This window comes from Mycobacterium florentinum (assembly GCF_010730355.1).
GTDB classification, from domain to species: Bacteria; Actinomycetota; Actinomycetes; order Mycobacteriales; family Mycobacteriaceae; genus Mycobacterium; species Mycobacterium florentinum.
The window spans coordinates 3007000-3023286 of the sequence record NZ_AP022576.1 but is presented as its reverse complement, the minus strand read 5'-3'; the positions used below and the strand labels follow the sequence as shown (position 1 = coordinate 3023286).

General features: G+C 67.3%; 18 protein-coding genes. 11 read left to right on the top strand and 7 right to left on the bottom strand.

Annotated elements, in window-relative coordinates; genetic code table 11:
• Positions 1-24 precede the first annotated feature (24 nt).
• The 3 genes from G6N55_RS14340 to G6N55_RS14330 are packed head-to-tail and all read left to right on the top strand — an operon-like array spanning position 25 to position 2760.
• Entirely contained in the window at positions 25-1131 is a 1107-nt protein-coding gene (locus tag G6N55_RS14340; protein ID WP_308206474.1) for an ATP-grasp domain-containing protein, read from the top strand.
• Positions 1132-1141: 10 nt separating this feature from the next.
• Entirely contained in the window at positions 1142-1549 is a 408-nt protein-coding gene (locus G6N55_RS14335; RefSeq protein ID WP_085222657.1) for a rhodanese-like domain-containing protein, read from the top strand.
• A complete protein-coding gene (locus G6N55_RS14330) occupies positions 1546-2760 on the top strand; it encodes an O-succinylhomoserine sulfhydrylase (RefSeq protein WP_085222658.1) in 1215 nt (404 codons plus the stop codon). The genes G6N55_RS14335 and G6N55_RS14330 overlap by 4 nt, the downstream gene beginning before the upstream one ends.
• Here G6N55_RS14330 and G6N55_RS14325 read toward each other — a convergent pair.
• Complete coding sequence (locus G6N55_RS14325; protein ID WP_085222659.1) at positions 2757-4118, bottom strand: NAD(P)/FAD-dependent oxidoreductase; 1362 nt, start codon at positions 4116-4118, stop codon at positions 2757-2759. The two genes, G6N55_RS14330 and G6N55_RS14325, sit on opposite strands and share 4 nt — an antisense overlap.
• A 200-nt stretch (positions 4119-4318) precedes the next feature.
• On the opposite strand from G6N55_RS14325, the gene G6N55_RS14320 reads away from it, so the two are divergent.
• The gene (locus G6N55_RS14320; RefSeq protein ID WP_085222660.1) at positions 4319-4609 is read left to right on the top strand and encodes a CDGP domain-containing protein; all 291 of its coding nucleotides are present in this window, start codon (positions 4319-4321) and stop codon (positions 4607-4609) included.
• 6 nt (positions 4610-4615) lie between these two features.
• Here G6N55_RS14320 and G6N55_RS30135 read toward each other — a convergent pair whose 3' ends face one another.
• Positions 4616-5851: a PPE family protein gene (locus G6N55_RS30135; RefSeq protein ID WP_085222661.1), complete on the bottom strand. Its 1236-nt coding sequence runs from the start codon at positions 5849-5851 to the stop codon at positions 4616-4618.
• A 227-nt stretch (positions 5852-6078) separates the two neighbouring features.
• Between G6N55_RS30135 and G6N55_RS14310 the strand changes: the two genes are divergently transcribed.
• Positions 6079-6681 carry a TetR/AcrR family transcriptional regulator gene (locus G6N55_RS14310; RefSeq protein ID WP_179968151.1) on the top strand — a complete coding sequence of 201 codons (603 nt, stop codon included), beginning with the start codon at positions 6079-6081 and terminating at the stop codon, positions 6679-6681.
• A 42-nt stretch (positions 6682-6723) separates the two neighbouring features.
• Here G6N55_RS14310 and G6N55_RS14305 read toward each other — a convergent pair whose 3' ends face one another.
• From G6N55_RS14305 to G6N55_RS14295, 3 genes are read right to left on the bottom strand one after another with little or no spacing between them, the layout of a single operon-like run.
• Positions 6724-7326: a hypothetical protein gene (locus G6N55_RS14305; protein ID WP_085222663.1), complete on the bottom strand. Its 603-nt coding sequence runs from the start codon at positions 7324-7326 to the stop codon at positions 6724-6726.
• 12 nt (positions 7327-7338) lie between these two features.
• The gene (locus G6N55_RS14300) at positions 7339-8571 is read right to left on the bottom strand and encodes a serine hydrolase domain-containing protein (RefSeq protein ID WP_372517616.1); all 1233 of its coding nucleotides are present in this window, start codon (positions 8569-8571) and stop codon (positions 7339-7341) included.
• The gene (locus G6N55_RS14295) at positions 8568-9752 is read right to left on the bottom strand and encodes an acyl-CoA dehydrogenase (RefSeq protein WP_085222665.1); all 1185 of its coding nucleotides are present in this window, start codon (positions 9750-9752) and stop codon (positions 8568-8570) included. The genes G6N55_RS14300 and G6N55_RS14295 overlap by 4 nt, the downstream gene beginning before the upstream one ends.
• Before the next feature lie 67 nt (positions 9753-9819).
• Here G6N55_RS14295 and G6N55_RS14290 point away from each other — a divergent pair, with 67 nt between their 5' ends.
• Genes G6N55_RS14290 through G6N55_RS14265 form a run of 6 tightly spaced genes read left to right on the top strand, consistent with a single transcriptional unit; the run spans position 9820 to position 15202 of the window.
• Positions 9820-10182, top strand: a complete 363-nt coding sequence (locus G6N55_RS14290; RefSeq protein ID WP_085222666.1) for a DUF3054 domain-containing protein — start codon at positions 9820-9822, stop codon at positions 10180-10182.
• Positions 10182-11126: an SAM-dependent methyltransferase gene (locus G6N55_RS14285; protein ID WP_085222667.1), complete on the top strand. Its 945-nt coding sequence runs from the start codon at positions 10182-10184 to the stop codon at positions 11124-11126. The genes G6N55_RS14290 and G6N55_RS14285 overlap by 1 nt, the downstream gene beginning before the upstream one ends.
• Positions 11127-11146: 20 nt before the next feature.
• The gene (locus tag G6N55_RS14280; RefSeq protein WP_085222668.1) at positions 11147-11632 is read left to right on the top strand and encodes a GNAT family N-acetyltransferase; all 486 of its coding nucleotides are present in this window, start codon (positions 11147-11149) and stop codon (positions 11630-11632) included.
• Positions 11629-12735: an LLM class flavin-dependent oxidoreductase gene (locus G6N55_RS14275; protein ID WP_085222669.1), complete on the top strand. Its 1107-nt coding sequence runs from the start codon at positions 11629-11631 to the stop codon at positions 12733-12735. The genes G6N55_RS14280 and G6N55_RS14275 overlap by 4 nt, the downstream gene beginning before the upstream one ends.
• Positions 12732-13850, top strand: a complete 1119-nt coding sequence (locus G6N55_RS14270; protein ID WP_085222670.1) for an LLM class flavin-dependent oxidoreductase — start codon at positions 12732-12734, stop codon at positions 13848-13850. The genes G6N55_RS14275 and G6N55_RS14270 overlap by 4 nt, the downstream gene beginning before the upstream one ends.
• On the top strand, positions 13847-15202 hold the full coding sequence (locus G6N55_RS14265; protein WP_085222671.1) for an NtaA/DmoA family FMN-dependent monooxygenase: 1356 nt from the start codon (positions 13847-13849) through the stop codon (positions 15200-15202). Before G6N55_RS14270 ends, G6N55_RS14265 begins: the two co-directional genes overlap by 4 nt.
• Here G6N55_RS14265 and G6N55_RS14260 read toward each other — a convergent pair.
• Positions 15177-15512, bottom strand: a complete 336-nt coding sequence (locus G6N55_RS14260) for a YnfA family protein (protein WP_085222672.1) — start codon at positions 15510-15512, stop codon at positions 15177-15179. The genes G6N55_RS14265 and G6N55_RS14260 overlap by 26 nt on opposite strands.
• Positions 15509-16261 (bottom strand): MBL fold metallo-hydrolase, encoded by a 753-nt coding sequence (locus G6N55_RS14255; protein WP_085222673.1) that lies wholly within the window; start codon positions 16259-16261, stop codon positions 15509-15511. The genes G6N55_RS14260 and G6N55_RS14255 overlap by 4 nt, the downstream gene beginning before the upstream one ends.
• Positions 16262-16287 lie beyond the last annotated feature (26 nt).

Below are 16287 nucleotides of genomic sequence, written 5' to 3'. Positions count from 1 at the left end.
CGCGGTCGGCCGTAGCATTCAACTGTGACCGAAGCACAGCACGAGACCGCAGGCGGGCCCCGGGTGATGTTGCTGGGTTCCGGCGAACTCAGCCGCGAGCTGGCGACCGCCCTGCGCCGCCTGGGCGCCCGGGTCGACGAGCACCCGGACACCGATGCCGTGCCGGCCGCGATCGACCGGCTGCAACCGGACTTCGTGGTGACCGCCACCGGCGCGGTCTCGGCGACCGCAATCGAGGCGCTCGCGGCCCGCTCCGAGGACGACGCGATAGAACTGGTGCCCAACGCCCGCACCGTCCGGCTGACCAACGACCGCGAGGCCCTGCGCCGGCTGGCCGCCGACCAGCTGGGCCTGCCGACCGCCCCGTTCTGGTTCGTCGGATCGGTCGACGAACTCAAGGCGGTAGCCGCTCACGGCGGATATCCGTTGCTGGTCGAGTCGCTGGGCCCGACGGCCGGGCGCTCGGTGGTGTCCGGGCCCGACGACCTCGAGCCCGCGTGGCGGCGCGCGGTGGGGCAGGCCGAGCAGCAGCGCGTGCTGGCCGAAACGGTGGTCGAGGTCGAATTTTGCATCACCCTGCTCGCAATCCGCAGTGCGGGCCCGAACGGGCCGGTGATCGAGTTCTGCTCGCCCATCGGGCACCGTCGCGCCGAACCCGACGTGCTGGAATCCTGGCAGCCCCAGAAGATGAGCCCGGCCGCCCTCGATGCCGCCAAGTCGATCGCCGCGCGCATCGTCAAGGCACTCGGCGGCCGCGGGGTCTTCGGAGTCGAATTGATGATCAACGGCGACGAGGTGTACTTCGCGGACGTGAGTGCCGTTCTGCCGCAAAGTGCCTGGGTGACCCTGCGCAGCCAGCGGATTTCGGCGTTCGAGCTGCAGGCCCGGGCGATTCTCGGCCTGCCGGTGGATGCCCTGATGATTTCACCGGCCGCCGCCCGCACGAGCCACCCGGCGCCCACCGCCGCGGCGCTGACCGCGGCGCTGGCCGTGCCGGAAAGCGACCTCCGCGTGTTCGACGGCGGACCGGGCCCGCGGCGGGGTGTCGCGCTGGCCACCGCACCGGATGTGGCGGCCGCGCGAGACCGGGCCCGGGACGTGGCCACCGCGGTGTCCCCGCGCCGTAACTAGACTCACGCGAATGAGCTACGCAGGAGATATCACGCCGCTTGAGGCATGGAAGTTGCTCAGCGACAACCCCCAGGCGGTTTTGGTCGACGTGCGCACCGACGCTGAATGGCGCTTCGTCGGGGTGCCCGATTTGTCGAGTCTCGGCCGCGACGCGGTCTTCATCGAATGGAACACCTCGACCGGGCACAACGCGAACTTTCTGACCGAACTGAAGGACCGGCTCCCCGCGGAGCCGGGCCCGGTCGTCTTCCTGTGTCGCTCGGGCAACCGCTCGATCGGTGCCGCGGAGACCGCCACCGAGGCCGGCATCGAGCCGTCCTACAACATCCTGGACGGCTTCGAGGGCAATCTCGACGCGCACGGGCACCGTGGTGAAACCGGTTGGCGGGCAGTCGGATTGCCCTGGAAGCAGCAATGACCGACATTCCGTCGGTCCGCACTCCGAAGGTACTGCCCGACGGCGTCGGCCAGGCCACCATCGGCGTGCGCGGGGGGCTGTTGCGGTCCGGGTTCGACGAGACCGCCGAGGGCATGTTCTTGACCTCCGGCTACGTCTACCCGTCGGCGGCCGCGGCCGAGCAGTCGTTCTCCGGCGAGCTGGACCGCTACGTGTACTCGCGCTACGGCAACCCCACCGTGTCGATGTTCGAGGAACGGCTGCGGCTGATCGAGGGCGCACCGGCGGCGTTCGCCACGGCCAGCGGCATGGCTGCGGTGTTCACTTCGCTGGGCGCGCTGCTGGGCGCCGGCGATCGATTGGTGGCCGCGCGCAGCCTGTTCGGATCGTGTTTCGTGGTGTGCAACGAGATCCTGCCGCGCTGGGGCGTGGAGACCGTCTTCGTCGACGGCGACGACCTCGCCCAATGGGAGCAGGCACTGTCGGTGCCCACGCAGACGGTGTTCTTCGAGACGCCGTCCAACCCGATGCAGTCGCTGGTGGACATCGCCGCGGTGACCGAACTGGCGCATGCGGCCGGGGCAAAGGTGGTGCTGGACAACGTCTTTGCCACACCCCTTCTGCAGCAGGGCTTTCCGCTCGGCGTCGACGTGGTGGTGTACTCCGGCACCAAGCACATCGACGGTCAGGGCCGGGTGCTCGGCGGTGCCATCCTCGGCGACCAGGAGTACATCGACGGGCCGGTGCAGAAGCTGATGCGGCACACCGGCCCGGCGTTGAGCGCATTCAACGCCTGGGTGTTGCTGAAAGGCCTTGAGACACTGGCTGTTCGAGTGGACTACAGCAACTCCTCGGCACAGCGGATCGCGGAGTTCCTGGAAGGCCACCCCGCGGTGCGCTGGGTGCGCTACCCGTTCCTCTCGTCACACCCGCAATACGACCTGGCCAAGCGCCAGATGTCCGGCGGCGGAACGGTGCTCACCTTCGAGCTGGAGGCCGACGCCGCCAAGGAGCGCGCCTTCGAGGTGCTGGACAAGCTGCAGCTGATCGACATCTCGAACAACCTCGGTGACGCGAAGTCGCTTGTCACACATCCGGCTACGACGACACACCGGGCGATGGGGCCGGAGGGCCGCGCGGCGATCGGGCTCGGTGACGGCGTGGTCCGGATTTCGGTCGGGCTGGAGAACACCGACGATCTGATCGCCGATATCGACCAGGCCCTGAGCTAACCGGCTCTCTGTTCGGTTGCCGCCGTCGCTTCCTGGTTTTGGGCTTCCATCCAGTTCTGCGTCACCACCCGGGCGTAGATCATCTGGGTGGTGATCGCCATCTGGCTTCTCCCGTCGCCCAAGAAGGTGATGAACCAGGCGATCACCGTGGTGAACCGATTCTTGAAACCGACCAGGTAGAGCAGGTGCAGGCCCAGCCAGGCCAGCCAGGCGATGAAGCCGCCGAACTCCACCTTGCCGACCTGGGCGACGGCGCTGAATCGCGAGATCGTCGCCATACTGCCCTTGTCAAAGTAGTTGAAGGGCTTGCGATTTGCCGGATCGTCAGTGCCCTTGACCATGTCTTTGATTCGGTCGGCGGCATAGCGCGCGCCCTGAATCGCGCCCTGGGCCATGCCGGGCACGCCTGCCACCGACATCAGGTCACCGACGACGAAGACGTTGGGGTGGCCCTTGACGGTCAGGTCGGGTTCCACGACCACCCGTCCAGCGCGGTCGACCTCGGTGCCCTCGGACTGGTCGGCGATGATCTTGCCCAGTGAGCTGGCCTGGACGCCGGCCGCCCACACCTTGCACGCGCATTCGATGCGGCGCTTCGTGCCGTCCTTCTCCTTGATCGTGAGGCCCATGTAGTCGACGTCGTCGACCATCGCATTCAGCTGGACCTCGACGCCCATCTTCTCCAGCCGGCTTTGTGCCTTGAGGCCCAGCTTCTCGCCCATCGGCGGCAACACCGCGGGCGCGGCGTCGAGCAAGATGACGTGGCAATCGCGGGGTTCGATGGTCCGGAACGCGTCCTTGAGGGTGCGGTGGGCGAGTTCCTTGATCTGCCCCGCCACCTCGACGCCGGTGGGTCCGGCCCCGACCACGACGAATGTCAGCCGGCGTTGCCGCTCGGCGGGATCGTCGGTGACCTCGGCGGCCTCGAACGCGCCGAGGATTCGGCCGCGCAGCTCCAGGGCGTCGTCGATGGTCTTCATGCCGGGCGCGTAGGTCGCGAACTGGTCGTTGCCGAAGTAGGACTGCTGGGCGCCGGCGGCCACGATCAGGCTGTCGTAGGGCGTCACGGTCTGCATGCCCATCAGCTTCGACGTCACCGTGCCGGCGGTCATGTCGATGTCGTAGACCTCGCCCAGCAGCACTCGCACGTTTTTCTGCCTCTGCAGAATCAGTCGGGTGGCCGGCGCGATCTCGCCCTCGGACAGGATGCCGGTGGCCACCTGGTACAGCAGCGGCTGGAACAGGTGGGTGGTCGTCTTCGAGATGAGGGTGACGTCGACGTCGGCGCGCTTGAGCGCCTTGGCCGCATTCAGCCCGCCGAACCCGCTTCCGATGATGACGACGCGATGGCGCGACATGATTCTCCTTCAGGTCTGCTGTCCGTCTGGCCTCTACAGTCTCCGCAGCGCAAGTCCACCGTACGACTTCAGCGAGATGAACGTTCAGTTGTCGGGGGGTGGGCACAGAATCGGACACACATTCGAAACAGACTTTCGGGCGCCGGCCGAGCGTGTAGTGACGAACCCCCGCCCTGGTACCTGAGTAGAGTCCTTACAGCATGAGGCAATTCGTCGTCGCAGGACTGGCTACCGTGGCGTCTGCCGGTGCGCTGATCGCCGCCGCGCCCCCGGCCAGTGCCGGCTGCCAATTGGGCGGCATCGTCATCAGCAAATGCGACGGACAAATCCAGCCCGACGGCACCTGGCAACGCTGCGTCGTGTTTCCGCCCACCGGCGGGCGTGACGGCACGCCGATCTACGTCACCAACACGAACTGTCAGACGTTGGGCCCCGACCAACACCCATGGGGTGCCGCCTTCACCGACCCGCCGACGCACATCGACGACTAGCGCCGCTTAGTCGGCGGCGTAGGGGAGCGAGCCCAACACCTGGCCGACGTCGACCTGGGGTTGGATCGCCGCGGTACCGGCCAGGCCCGGTGAGCTCGTCAGCGCGCTGACCGCGCTCACCGCGGCTGCCGTCGTCGAACTTGAGGAGGCAACGGCACCCGAAGCAGTACCGCCGGAGCCCGCACCGATGCCGCTACCAGCGCCGAGGCCGCTGATGAGGTAGCCGGTGCCGCCCACGGAACCCACGACGGTGCCGTTGGTGATGGTTGCGTCCGTCATCGTCAGGATGCCGTCTCCGCCGACGACCACGACGGTGGCGTTGAGCGTGGTGGTGCCTCCGACCAGCACGGCGCCGCCTTGGTCGACGGTGATGGCGCTGAAGGGGCCGACGTGGAGGGCACCGGAGACCCACATGGAGGTGTACACCCCGCTGGTGAGGTCGACGGAGCTGAAGGGGCTGATGGTGAGCGTGCCGTCGACGACTAGATTGCTGCCGGGCCCGACGGTGAGCGAGCCGGCAGAATCGACGGTGATCAAGCCGCCCGCGTTCACGGTGATCACCCCGCCGTCGGGTGTGGGGTAGGTGCCGGGGCCATAGGTGACCGGGGCGGTGGTGGAGCCGCCGACGGGCCGATCCACCAAGTTGGGCTGCGCGCGGCCGGCCGTGGTGTCGGCGGTGGCTTTGGCGACCGCGTTGGCCTGATCGGCCTGCCCGTTCTCGTCGGTGGTCTGCGGTGATCTGTCAAACGGTTTCAGCGTGCTGGCGATTTCGGAGTCGGCGGCGTAGGTGCACATGGCGGTGGCATCTTGGATCCACATCGCCATGTACTCGGCTTCGGTGGCCGCGATGGCCGGGGTGTTCTGCCCGAAGAAGTTGGTCGCGATCAGCGCCATCAACCGTGCCCGGTTGGCCGCGATGACCGGCGGAGGCACGGTCATCGCGAACGCCGCCTCGTAGGCGGCCGCGGCGGTATAGGCCTGGGCGGAGGTTTGGGCGGCTTGGGCGGCGCTGGCTTGGAGCCAGGCGATGTAGGGCGCGGCCGCGGCGGCCATTCGCATCGCCGACGGGCCGAACCACCGTCCGGTCAGGCCCGCGATCTCCGCGGAGTAGCCGGCAGCGGCCGTCTCGAGTTGGGCGGCGACCGCGTCCCATGCCGCCGCAGCGGCCAATAGCGGTCCGGCGCCGGCTCCGGTGTACATCAGTCCGGAATTGACCTCCGGCGGGCGCAACGCAAAATCCATGGCGGGACTCCCTTCTTTCTTGTATTGCGTTAGACGCGTCGGTATTTCACGACGCTGCTTTTCGGTCATGGGCTTGCGCGGGCGATTGCCGAGCACGGCCTCTGTCCAGCGCCGCGTCGAAAGCTGCCGTAAGCCGTCACCCGTTTTTCACGGGTCGTTGAAACTAATCTCACGCTACGTTGAAACAAGTTTCAACGCAAGAGGAAATTCACGCTACAATGAAACTTATGCCGAAGAAATCGATAACACCGGGGCCCCGAGATGAACGCGGGGTGCTCGCGGCGCGCATCACGGCGGCCGCCCGCAACGAGTTCGCCCAGCACGGCTGGGCCGGCACCACGATCCGCGCCGTCGCCCGGGGGGCCGACGTCGACCCCGCGCTGGTCTACCACTACTTCGGGTCCAAGGAAGGCCTGCTGGACGCGGCGACGAACCCGCCGCAGAAGTTCCTGGACAACGTGGCCAAGGTGTGGACCACGTCCGTGGATCAGCTTGGCGCCGCACTGATCTCCGCCCTGCTGGACGCCTGGGCCGACGACGAAGTGGCGCCCACCCTGCGGGCCATCCTGCAGACCGCCGCGCACGAACCGGCCACCCGCGAGAAGTTGCGGCGAATCGTCGAGGGCAGCCTGATGGGCGTCTCGCACCTGGGCGTCGACGAACGCGACCGGCTGATCCGCAGCGGGCTGGTCTCGTCGCAGATGCTGGGCTTCGCGCTGATGCGCTACGTCTGGAAGATCGAGCCCGTCGCGTCCATGACCGACGACGAGGTGATCGCCGCGGTCGCCCCCAACCTGCAGCACTACGTCAACGGTGACCTGACGCCGTAACCCGCCGAAATCGGGGCTGTCAGCGGCTGCTGAACACGCGGCTCACGGCCACGCGGCCGCGGTGCCCTTGTAGTTCCCGTTGAGCGCGGTGCAGAAATCGGAGTTCGTGCCGGCCAGCAGCACGATGTAGTCGCCGCCCTTGTCGTTGAATGTCGGTGGGGGATAAGCCCATCCGCTGTTGCACATCGACGTGGGGCTGCCCATCGAAGGCCGGCGCCAGTTCGACATCTCGCACGCCTTCATCCCGGCGACGTCCGGGTAGGCGCTCTTGGCGATGACCAGCATGGCGCCGCCCCACTTCCCGTCATTGCGACGGTAGGCGCGGGCCCCGAATCCGGCATTGTTCTTCTGGCACCCCAACGCGCGTTGCAGCGCCATGAAGGGCGAGGCGAGGTCGCGATCGCTGATACCGGCTGCGGCAGCGATGAATTGAGCCGCGTCCGGGCCGTCGACCTCTTGGACATTCGGGTCGTTAAGACCCTTGAGTTGTTGGGTCATCTGCGAGGCGGCACCCCCGCCACCGATGATCGGCCCGCCGTTGGTCGCGGTCATCGGGGGCAGCGTGCCGGTGGGATCGGCGACGGCAGTCGGCACCCCCAACGCTCCCAGGGCCAGCGTGCACGCGGCGATAGCGCGAATCCGCATACCTGAACTCCTTTATCTCCCCGGCGGCATCGGTGGGGCTGCGTTCGGAGCCATCACCGCGCCGATCTTGCGGAACAGTATGTCGGCCTGATTACTGTAGTTGCCCTGGTCGTCGAATGCCTCCGGGGCGTACGTGACCGCGACCGCGATCGCAATCTTCTGGGCCGGCAGGTAGGCCTCGACACCCGCGCAGCCGGAGAACAACGGGTTCTGCATGAGCCAATCGCCGGAGATGATGATGCCCAACCCGTAGGTGTAGCCCTCGCTTTGGTCGAAGCAGGTCGGGCAGCCCGGTTGGGGGTGCGTCTTGCCGCGCAGCGCGGTCGACACCATCTTCTTGTACGAGTCCGCGGAGAGTAGCTTGCCCGACCCGATTCCGACGGCGGTGGCTTCCATGTCGTCGATGTTGGTGGTCTGAATGGCGCCGTGGGTAATGGTCCAGGACGGGTTCCAGTACGTGGACTCTTCGTAAAACGGTGTTCCCGCAGGGATTTTGAGCGCCTGTCGCCGCTCGGAGCTGAACGTGTGTAGGACGGGCCAGGGGATTTCGGCGGTATCGGAGTTCGCGGTGTGCTCAAGGCCGAGCGGGCCCAGCACCTCGTTGCTCAGCAGCGTAGGCATGTCCTGACCGGTGGCCTTCTCCAGCGCGAGCCCGAGCAGCACGTAGTTGGTGTGCGCGTAGTTCCAGTTCGTCCCCGGCTCGTAGAGCAGCGGGCGCCCGGAGATCTGCGCCAGCAGATCTTGAGTTGTCCACTGCTGGAACGGGTTTGCGTACGACTCGTTGTCGAACTGGTCGTTGCCGAGGATGTAGTCCGGGTAACCGGACGTCATCTGCGCCAGCTGTCCGAGCGTGACGCGCCCGGCGTTGGGGAAGTCGGGCAGCCATTTCGACAGCCGGTCCTCAAGGCTCAGCTTCTTTTGGTCGACCAGCTTGAGCAGCAGCGTCGACACATAGGAAATCGCGACCGCGCCGTTGCGGAAGTGCATGTCGGTGGTGGCCGGCACCCCGGTCATCGAGTCGCCGACGGCCTGGGTGAGGACCTCCTTGCCGTCCACCGTGACGCGGACGATCACGGCCTTGAGGTGCGCCTGCGTCATGAAGTTGTGGACCACCCGCATCACGGCATCGGCCTTGGCCCTGTCGGCGGATTCCGCCTTCGGCGGCGCTGGTGACGGCGTGGGTCCGCAGGCCGCCATGAGCAGGCAGGCGACGGCCAGGGCTGCGATGCGGCGTAAACCCATCAGCGGAAGGCGTCGCTACCGGTGAATGCCTGGCCGAGCACCAACTGGTGCATCTCGGGAGTGCCTTCATAGGTCAGCACCGACTCCAGGTTGACCATGTGCCGGATCACCGGGTATTCCAGCGATATCCCGTTGCCGCCCAATATGGTTCGAGCGGTCCGGCAGATTTTGAGCGCCTCGCGGGTATTGTTGAGCTTGCCGAAGCTGACCTGCTCGGGGCGCAGCCCGACACTGTCCTTGAGGCGGCCCAGATGCAGCGAGAGCAGCTGGCCCTTGTGCAATTCGACGGCCATGTCGACGAGTTTCGCCTGGGTCAGCTGGAATCCCGCGATCGGCCGGCCGAATTGGGTGCGCTGCGTCGCGTATTCGAGCGCGGCCTGCCAGGCCGAGCGCGCCGCGCCCATCGATCCCCAGATGATGCCGTAGCGCGCCTCGGACAGGCAGGACAGCGGCCCGCGCAGCCCCTTGGCGTCGGGCAGCATCGCGTCGGCGGGCAACCGCACGTCGTCGAGCACCAGCTCGCTGGTGATCGAGGCCCGCAGCGACAGTTTGTGGTGGATCGTGTTGGCGGTGAAGCCCGCGGTGCGGGTCGGGACGATGAATCCGCGGATCCCGTCGTCGGTGTTGGCCCACACCACCGCGACGTCGGCGACCGAGCCGTTGGTGATCCACATCTTGCGGCCGTTGAGCACCCAGTCCGAACCATCTCGTCGCGCATTGGTTTTCATCGCCGCGGGGTCGGATCCGGCATCGGGTTCGGTGAGGCCGAAGCAGCCGAGCAGCTCGCCGGCGGCCATGCCGGGAAGCCACTGCTGCTTGTGTTCCTCGGAGCCGAAGTTCCAGATGGCGAACATCGCCAGCGATCCCTGCACCGAGACCATCGACCGCACCCCGGAATCGGCGGCCTCCAGCTCGGTACACGCCAGGCCGTAGTGCACCGACGAGGCCCCGCCGCAGCCGTAGCCCTCCAGGTGCATGCCGAGCAGCCCGAGCTGGCCGAACTGCTTACTCAGTTGGCGCGCCGGCAGGTCACCGATCTCAAACCACTCCGCGACGTATGGGATGACGTGCTCGGCGCAGAATTTTCTGACCGTGTCGCGAACCGCGATCTCATCGCTGGACAGCGACGCGTCGAGGCCGAGAGGGTCTTCTCGGTTGAACGCGGGAGGTTTGTGTGTGCTCATAGCAGTCAGCCTGCCACCGCGTCCATCGCAAAGAACAGCGTCCGGGCCAGCCCGGTAGTCTCGCTCTATGCAGCGGCTGGGGTGGCTGGGCGTCGACGTGTTGTGCGTGTTGGTGTTCTGCGCCGTGGGACGCCGCAGTCACGACGAGGGCATCAATCTCACCGGCATCGCGACCACGGCCTGGCCGTTTCTCACCGGCACCGTGATCGGGTGGCTGGTGTCCCGGGGTTGGCAGCGGCCCACCGCCGTGGCGCCCACCGGCGTGGTGGTCTGGTTGTCCACCGTGGTGATCGGCATGGTGTTGCGCAAAGCCAGTTCCGCGGGCGTGGCCGCGAGTTTCGTCGTGGTCGCGGCGACCGTCACCGCGCTGTTGCTCCTCGGCTGGCGGGCGGCCGTCGGACTAGCATTGCGGCGCCGCTCCGACGTCTGATGGCACGGACCGACGACGACACGTGGGGTCCCGACAGCGGCGTCGGAATGACCGCGACGTTCGGCGCGGTCGCGCGGGCGCTGGCAACCACCAAGGGTCTGGTCACCGACCCGTTCGCGGAGCAGCTGGTGCGCGCCGCGGGGGTGCAGTACTTCACCCGGATGGTCGACGACCAGCGGCACACCGAAGACGGTGGCGACAACGCGATCATGACCGGGCTCATCACCCTGCTCGGCGCGCACACCCGGTTCCTCGATGAATTCCTCGCCGACGCCGGGCGGGCGGGCATCCGGCAGGTCGTGATCCTGGGCTCCGGCCTGGACACCCGGCCGTATCGGCTGTGGTGGCCGCCCGGGACGACGGTGTACGAGATCGATCAGCCGGACGTCATCGACTTCAAGACCGCCGTGCTGCGCGGCCTGGGCGCCGAGCTGACCGCGCACCGCCGGGCGGTCGGCGTCGACCTGCGCCGCGATTGGTTGACGGCCATGCGGCGGGCGGGTTTTGACGCCACCGAACCCACGGTGTGGATCGCCGAGACATTCCTGATCGGGTTCCTGCCGCCGGCCGGCCAGAACCAGTTGCTCGACGACGTCTCGGCGGTCAGTGCGCCGGGCAGTCGCTTCGCCGGCGATCACATGCCCACCTGGTCCTCGTTCCAGCTGGAGGCCGCCCAGACGTTCGTCAACACCTGGCGACAGTTCGGTCTCGACGTCGACCTGGCCGGACTGACGTACCCCGGCGAATATCGCGCTGTCCCGCAGTATCTGGCCGGCCATGGCTGGCAGACCGTCGAAAGAAATGTCGCCGATTTGTTCAGTGCGATTGGAATGGGCACCCGCTGGCGCGGCACCCCCGATGACAACGCGATTACGCCCCGATACGTCACCGCCACACGATCGGCCAGGCCCGGGGCGACACCCGGCCGGAATGCATCCGCCTGATAGGCGTTAGAGGTGAGGTGATGTCCAAGACCCAGCTCCGGTTCGTACCGGCCGCGTTGGACGACGCGCTGGCGCAGCCGCTGCTGGCCGAGCTGGCCGTGGAGTACGCGCAGCGCTACGACAGCACGGCACCAACGGTGTTGGCGTGGCTTAAGGACAACCCCTCCGACGAGTTCGCGCCACCGGACGGGGGCATGTTGATCGGTCTGTTGGATGGCCGCCCGGTGACCGGCGGCGGGTTTCGCCGCTTCGACGCGCAGACGGCCGAGCTCAAGAGAATCTGGACCGACAGCGCGCATCGGCGCCGCGGATACGCGATGGCGCTGCTGGCCGAGCTGGAGGCCGAGATCGCGGTGCGCGGCTACCGGAAGATCTACCTGATGACCGGCAACCGTCAGCCCGAGGCCGAGGAGTTGTATCAGGCCACCGGATATAGCCGGTTGGCCGAGCCGGTGCCGTCGCAAGGTCCGGTCTTCCCGATCGCGTTCGAGAAGTGGCTGACATGAGCGGCCCGTTGCATCTGGGCGTCGCGCTGGACGGATACGGCTGGGATCCGCAGGCGTGGCGGGCCACGTTGGCCGCCGACCCCGACACGTTGTCGCCGCTGAGCGGACGTTATTGGGCGGGTCTTGCGGCCACCGCCGAACGCGGGTTGCTCGACTTCCTCACCATCGACGACACCCTGATGCCCCAGCCCGGGCGTCGCGAGGAGATTTCGCCCAGGCGCCTCGCGGGTCGTGGTGACGCCGCCCTGGTGGCGGCGCGCATCGCACCCGCGACGCGGCACATCGGGCTGATCCCGGTGGCGACCGTGACGCATACCGAGCCGTTCCACATCTCCAAATCCATTGCCACGCTTGACTATGTCTCGCACGGCCGGGCGGGCTGGCAGCCACGTGTCAGCTCGACCGCGCACGAGGCAGCGTTGTTCGGCCGCCGCGACGGGGCGTTGGACGGCTTGTCGGATCTCTTTCCAGAGGCCGCCGATTACGTCGACGTGGTGCGCCGGCTCTGGGATAGCTGGGAGGACGACGCGATCATCCGCGACGCGACGACCGGGCGCTACGTCGACATCGACAAACTGCACTACATCGATTTCAGCGGAAAGTTCTTCTCCGTCAAGGGGCCGTCGATCACGCCCCGCCCGCCGCAGGGCCAGCCGGTCGTCGCGGTGCTCGCCCACCAAGGGCCGGTTTACGAATTCGCCGCCACCAGTGCGGATCTCGTCTTTATCACGCCTTCCGACGAGACCTCGCTGCGCGGCATCCTGGACGAGGTGAGCGCCGCCGGCGGCGCGCGGCTGAAGGTCTATGCCGACGTGGTGGTGTCGTTCGGCGGCCCCGGCGACCCCCGCTCCGATGCGCTCAACTTCACCGGAGCCGCAACCGAATTGGTGGAGCTGCTGCTGCAGTGGCAGCGCCTCGGCATCGACGGCGCCCGGTTGCGGCCGGCCGTCAACGCCACCGATCTGCCGGTGATCGTGGACGAGGTGGTTCCGCTGCTGCAGCGGGCCGGCCGCTTCCGCACCGCCTACCAGGACGGCGAAACGCTGCGGACCCGGCTCGGCCTGCCGGTCGCGCCCAACCGATACGCGACGGTCCGGCAATGAACGTTCCGCTCTCCGTCTTGGACCTCTCGCCGATCAGCGCCGGCAGCGACCCGGCGACGGCGCTGCGCAACACCATCGAACTGGCCCAGCGTGCCGAGGACTGGGGTTTCCGTCGCTACTGGGTGGCCGAACATCACTTCGTCGCGGTCGCCAGTGCCGCACCGGCGGTGTTGATCGGACAAATCGCGGCCGCTACCAACAGGATTCGGGTTGGTGCCGCGGCGGTGCAACTCGGCTATACCACCGCCGTCGCGGTCGTCGAGAGCTTCGGGATGCTGGAAGCCTTCTATCCCGGACGCATCGATCTCGGTGTCGGCCGGTCCGGGCAACGCCGCTCCGAGGAACACAAGCCCAAGAAGCCGAAGGAACCCCGGCCGCCGCGAGTGTGGCACGAGGTGGACGGCGTCGTCGTTCCAACCCCCTTCGACCTGCGCGGCCTGCTCGATCTCGAGCAGCTCCAGGCCACGATGGGGATCCTGCAGCAACCCGAGGCCGTATCACCGGACTTCGCCGAGCAGGTTAACGACATCCTCGCTCTGGTCGACGGCGACTACCACGTCGGCAGCTTCGACGTGCATGCGGTGCCCGGTGAACGAAGCGGCTTGCGGCCGTGGATCTTCGGCAGCACCCGGGGGCAAAGCGCACGGGTGGCCGGGGCGCTGGGACTGCCGTTCGTCGCGAGCTATCACATCACGCCGGCCACCGCGCTGGAGGCCATCGACGCCTACCGCGACGCGTTCGTGCCGTCGGCGGCCTTGGCAAAGCCCTACGTGGTGGTGTCGGCCGACGTCGTCGTCGCCGACGACTCCGACACCGCCCAGCACCTGGCCGCCGGCTACGGCCACTGGGTGTACTCGATCCGGACCGGTGTGGGCGCCATGCCTTACCCCGACCCCGCCAGCTGCCCACCACTGACCGAAGAGCAATTCGCGCTCGTAAAAGATCGATTAGCAACACAATTCGTCGGCAACGCGGACGAAGTGGCCGAGCGGTTGGAGGCGCTGCAGCGGGTGACCCGGGCCGACGAACTGGTCATCACCTCGGTGACCCACCGGCACTGCGACCGGCTGCGGTCCCATGAGCTGATCGCCAAACGCTGGGGACTCACCGAATGAATATAAGAAACGGCAAGCACCGCAAGCCGATTCACCTGGCCGCCCATTTCCCGGGCGTCAACAACACGACGGTGTGGACCGATCCCACCGCGGGCAGCCAGATCGAATTCGACTCGTTCGTACACCTCGCGCGCACCGCCGAGCGAGGACTGTTCGACTTCTTCTTCCTGGCCGAAGGGCTGCGGCTGCGCGAGCATCGCGGCCGGATCTACGATCTCGACGTCGTCGGACGGCCGGACACCTTCACCGTGCTGGCGGCGCTGGCGGGTGTCACCGACCGGATCGGTTTGACCGGGACGATCAACACCACCTTCAACGAACCATTCGAAGTTGCACGGCAATTCGCCACCCTCGACCACCTGTCCGGCGGCCGCGCCGGATGGAACATCGTCACCTCGTCGGACGCCTTCACCGGCGAAAACTTCCGGCGCGGCGGCTTCCTGAAGCATGCCGACCGGTACCGGCGGGCCGAGGAGTTCCTCGTCACGGCACGCGAATTCTGGGACAGCTGGGAAGACGGGGCCGTGCTGGCCGATATCGAAAAGGGCGTGTACGTCGACCCTTCCAGGATCCGCAGCGTCGAGCACCGGGGCCCCGACTTCAACGTGCGGGGATTCGCGACGCTGCCGGTGGGGCCGCAAGGTCATCCGATCCTGCTGCAGGCCGGCGACTCCGACGAGGGCCGGGCGTTCGGAGCCCGCTACGCCGACGCATTGTTCACCCTGCACGGCTCCCTGGAGGACGGTCAGCGCTACTACGCCGACGTCAAGGGCCGTGCCGTGTCGTCGGGCCGAGACCCTGATCAGCTCAAGGTATTTCCCGCCGCGACCTTCGTTCTCGGTGACACCGATGCCGAGGCGCAGGACAAGGCGCGACACATCCGTTATCAGCAGGTCAGCGGCGCCACGGCCATCGCGATGCTCGAACAGGTTTGGGGCCGTGAGCTTTCCGACTTCGACCCGGACGGCCCGTTGCCCGAATTCGATCCGGTCGTCGACAGCGATATCACCCAGGGCCGGGTCCGCCACGTCGACCCCGTCGCCGTCGCGGGTAAGTGGCGTGAACGCGCTGAAGCCGAGAAGCTGTCGATCCGTGAGCTGATCATCGCGGTCACCACCCGCGAGCAATTCGTCGGCACCGCCGCCCGGATCGCCGACGAAATCGACAAATACATCCAGGCCGACGCCTGCGACGGGTTCATCCTGGTGCCGCATCTGACGCCGCACGGCCTCGACGAATTCGTCGAACGGGTGGTGCCGCTACTGCAGGAACGCGGTGCGTTTCGCATCGAGTACAGCGGTGAGACGCTGCGAGATCATTTGGGGCTCAGCGAGTTCGCGGCGCATACATAATCACGGCCACGCCCAGCAGGCAGATCAGCGCGCCGGTGATGTCCCACCGATCGGGGTGAAACCCGTCAAAACCCATGCCCCACAACAGCGATCCAGCCACGAAGATGCCGCCGTACGCGGCCAGGATGCGACCGAAGTGGGCCTCGGGCTGCAGAGTAGCGACAAACCCGTAGGCGCCCAGCGCGATCACACCCCAGCCCACCCACATCCAGCCGCGGTGTTCGCGTACCCCCTGCCACACCAACCAGGCCCCGCCGATCTCGAACAGCGCCGCCAGCGCGAACAACGCGATCGACTTGGCGACCGTCACAGAGCGCCCGCTTTTTCCAGCGCCGCATTGGTCGCTTCGCGGATCGGGCCGCGCCAGAGCGGGCCGTGACCCGGGGCGAGGACCTCGGTCTCCAACAGGGCCAGCGCCGAGAGGGTTCGGATGCAGTCCTGCTGGCTGTAGCTGAAGATTGCCGGCAGCAGTTGCGGCCCGTCGTGACGTATCAGTGGGTGCCCGGTGATCAGCGCATCGCCACTGGCCAGCACGCCGTCGACCAGGTAGGAGCAGTGACCGTTGGTGTGGCCGGGGCTGAAAACGGGCATCGGGTGGCCCGGCAGGCCCGCCGCGATTTCGGGCGTCAGCGGCTGGGTGGTCGGAATCCCATCGCGGATCAGGCCGCCGCTGCGCACCACATGTGCGGTCCACACGGCCCAGGTGGGCCGCCAGATGCGCAGCGCGAGATCGATGACCGACACCTGTTCGAGGTACTCGCGCTTGGCGTGGCCGACTTCGTCGGCGTGGCAGTAGACGGGAGTGCCGTGCTCGCCGGCGAACCAGATCGCCGAGCCCAGATGGTCGATGTGGGCATGCGTCAGCAGGATCGCGCGCACGTCGCCGGCGCCGCAGCCGAGCGCCTTCAGCGAAGCCAGCACGGCCTCCCGGTCGCCCGGATAGCCGGCGTCGATCAGCAGCACGCCGGTGTCGTCGGTGACCAGTGTCCAGTTGACGGCCTCACCCCGGGCGAGGTGCACGGTGTCGGTGACTTGAACAAGTGTTGGCGCTGGTGCCATGCCCAACACTGTAGGAGTAGAAAGAA

What these genes read in the sequence shown, in the direction of transcription:
- G6N55_RS14305 (WP_085222663.1), bottom strand. Translation starts at nt 7,326, where the DNA reads ATGCGGATTCGCGCTATCGCCGCGTGCACGCTGGCCCTGGGAGCGTTG.
- G6N55_RS14255 (WP_085222673.1), bottom strand. Translation starts at nt 16,261, where the DNA reads ATGGCACCAGCGCCAACACTTGTTCAAGTCACCGACACCGTGCACCTC.
- G6N55_RS14310 (WP_179968151.1), top strand. Translation starts at nt 6,079, where the DNA reads ATGCCGAAGAAATCGATAACACCGGGGCCCCGAGATGAACGCGGGGTG.
- G6N55_RS14270 (WP_085222670.1), top strand. Translation starts at nt 12,732, where the DNA reads ATGAACGTTCCGCTCTCCGTCTTGGACCTCTCGCCGATCAGCGCCGGC.
- G6N55_RS14335 (WP_085222657.1), top strand. Translation starts at nt 1,142, where the DNA reads ATGAGCTACGCAGGAGATATCACGCCGCTTGAGGCATGGAAGTTGCTC.
- G6N55_RS14280 (WP_085222668.1), top strand. Translation starts at nt 11,147, where the DNA reads ATGTCCAAGACCCAGCTCCGGTTCGTACCGGCCGCGTTGGACGACGCG.
- G6N55_RS30135 (WP_085222661.1), bottom strand. Translation starts at nt 5,851, where the DNA reads ATGGATTTTGCGTTGCGCCCGCCGGAGGTCAATTCCGGACTGATGTAC.
- G6N55_RS14265 (WP_085222671.1), top strand. Translation starts at nt 13,847, where the DNA reads ATGAATATAAGAAACGGCAAGCACCGCAAGCCGATTCACCTGGCCGCC.
- G6N55_RS14325 (WP_085222659.1), bottom strand. Translation starts at nt 4,118, where the DNA reads ATGTCGCGCCATCGCGTCGTCATCATCGGAAGCGGGTTCGGCGGGCTG.
- G6N55_RS14295 (WP_085222665.1), bottom strand. Translation starts at nt 9,752, where the DNA reads ATGAGCACACACAAACCTCCCGCGTTCAACCGAGAAGACCCTCTCGGC.
- G6N55_RS14330 (WP_085222658.1), top strand. Translation starts at nt 1,546, where the DNA reads ATGACCGACATTCCGTCGGTCCGCACTCCGAAGGTACTGCCCGACGGC.
- G6N55_RS14275 (WP_085222669.1), top strand. Translation starts at nt 11,629, where the DNA reads ATGAGCGGCCCGTTGCATCTGGGCGTCGCGCTGGACGGATACGGCTGG.
- G6N55_RS14285 (WP_085222667.1), top strand. Translation starts at nt 10,182, where the DNA reads ATGGCACGGACCGACGACGACACGTGGGGTCCCGACAGCGGCGTCGGA.
- G6N55_RS14290 (WP_085222666.1), top strand. Translation starts at nt 9,820, where the DNA reads ATGCAGCGGCTGGGGTGGCTGGGCGTCGACGTGTTGTGCGTGTTGGTG.
- G6N55_RS14320 (WP_085222660.1), top strand. Translation starts at nt 4,319, where the DNA reads ATGAGGCAATTCGTCGTCGCAGGACTGGCTACCGTGGCGTCTGCCGGT.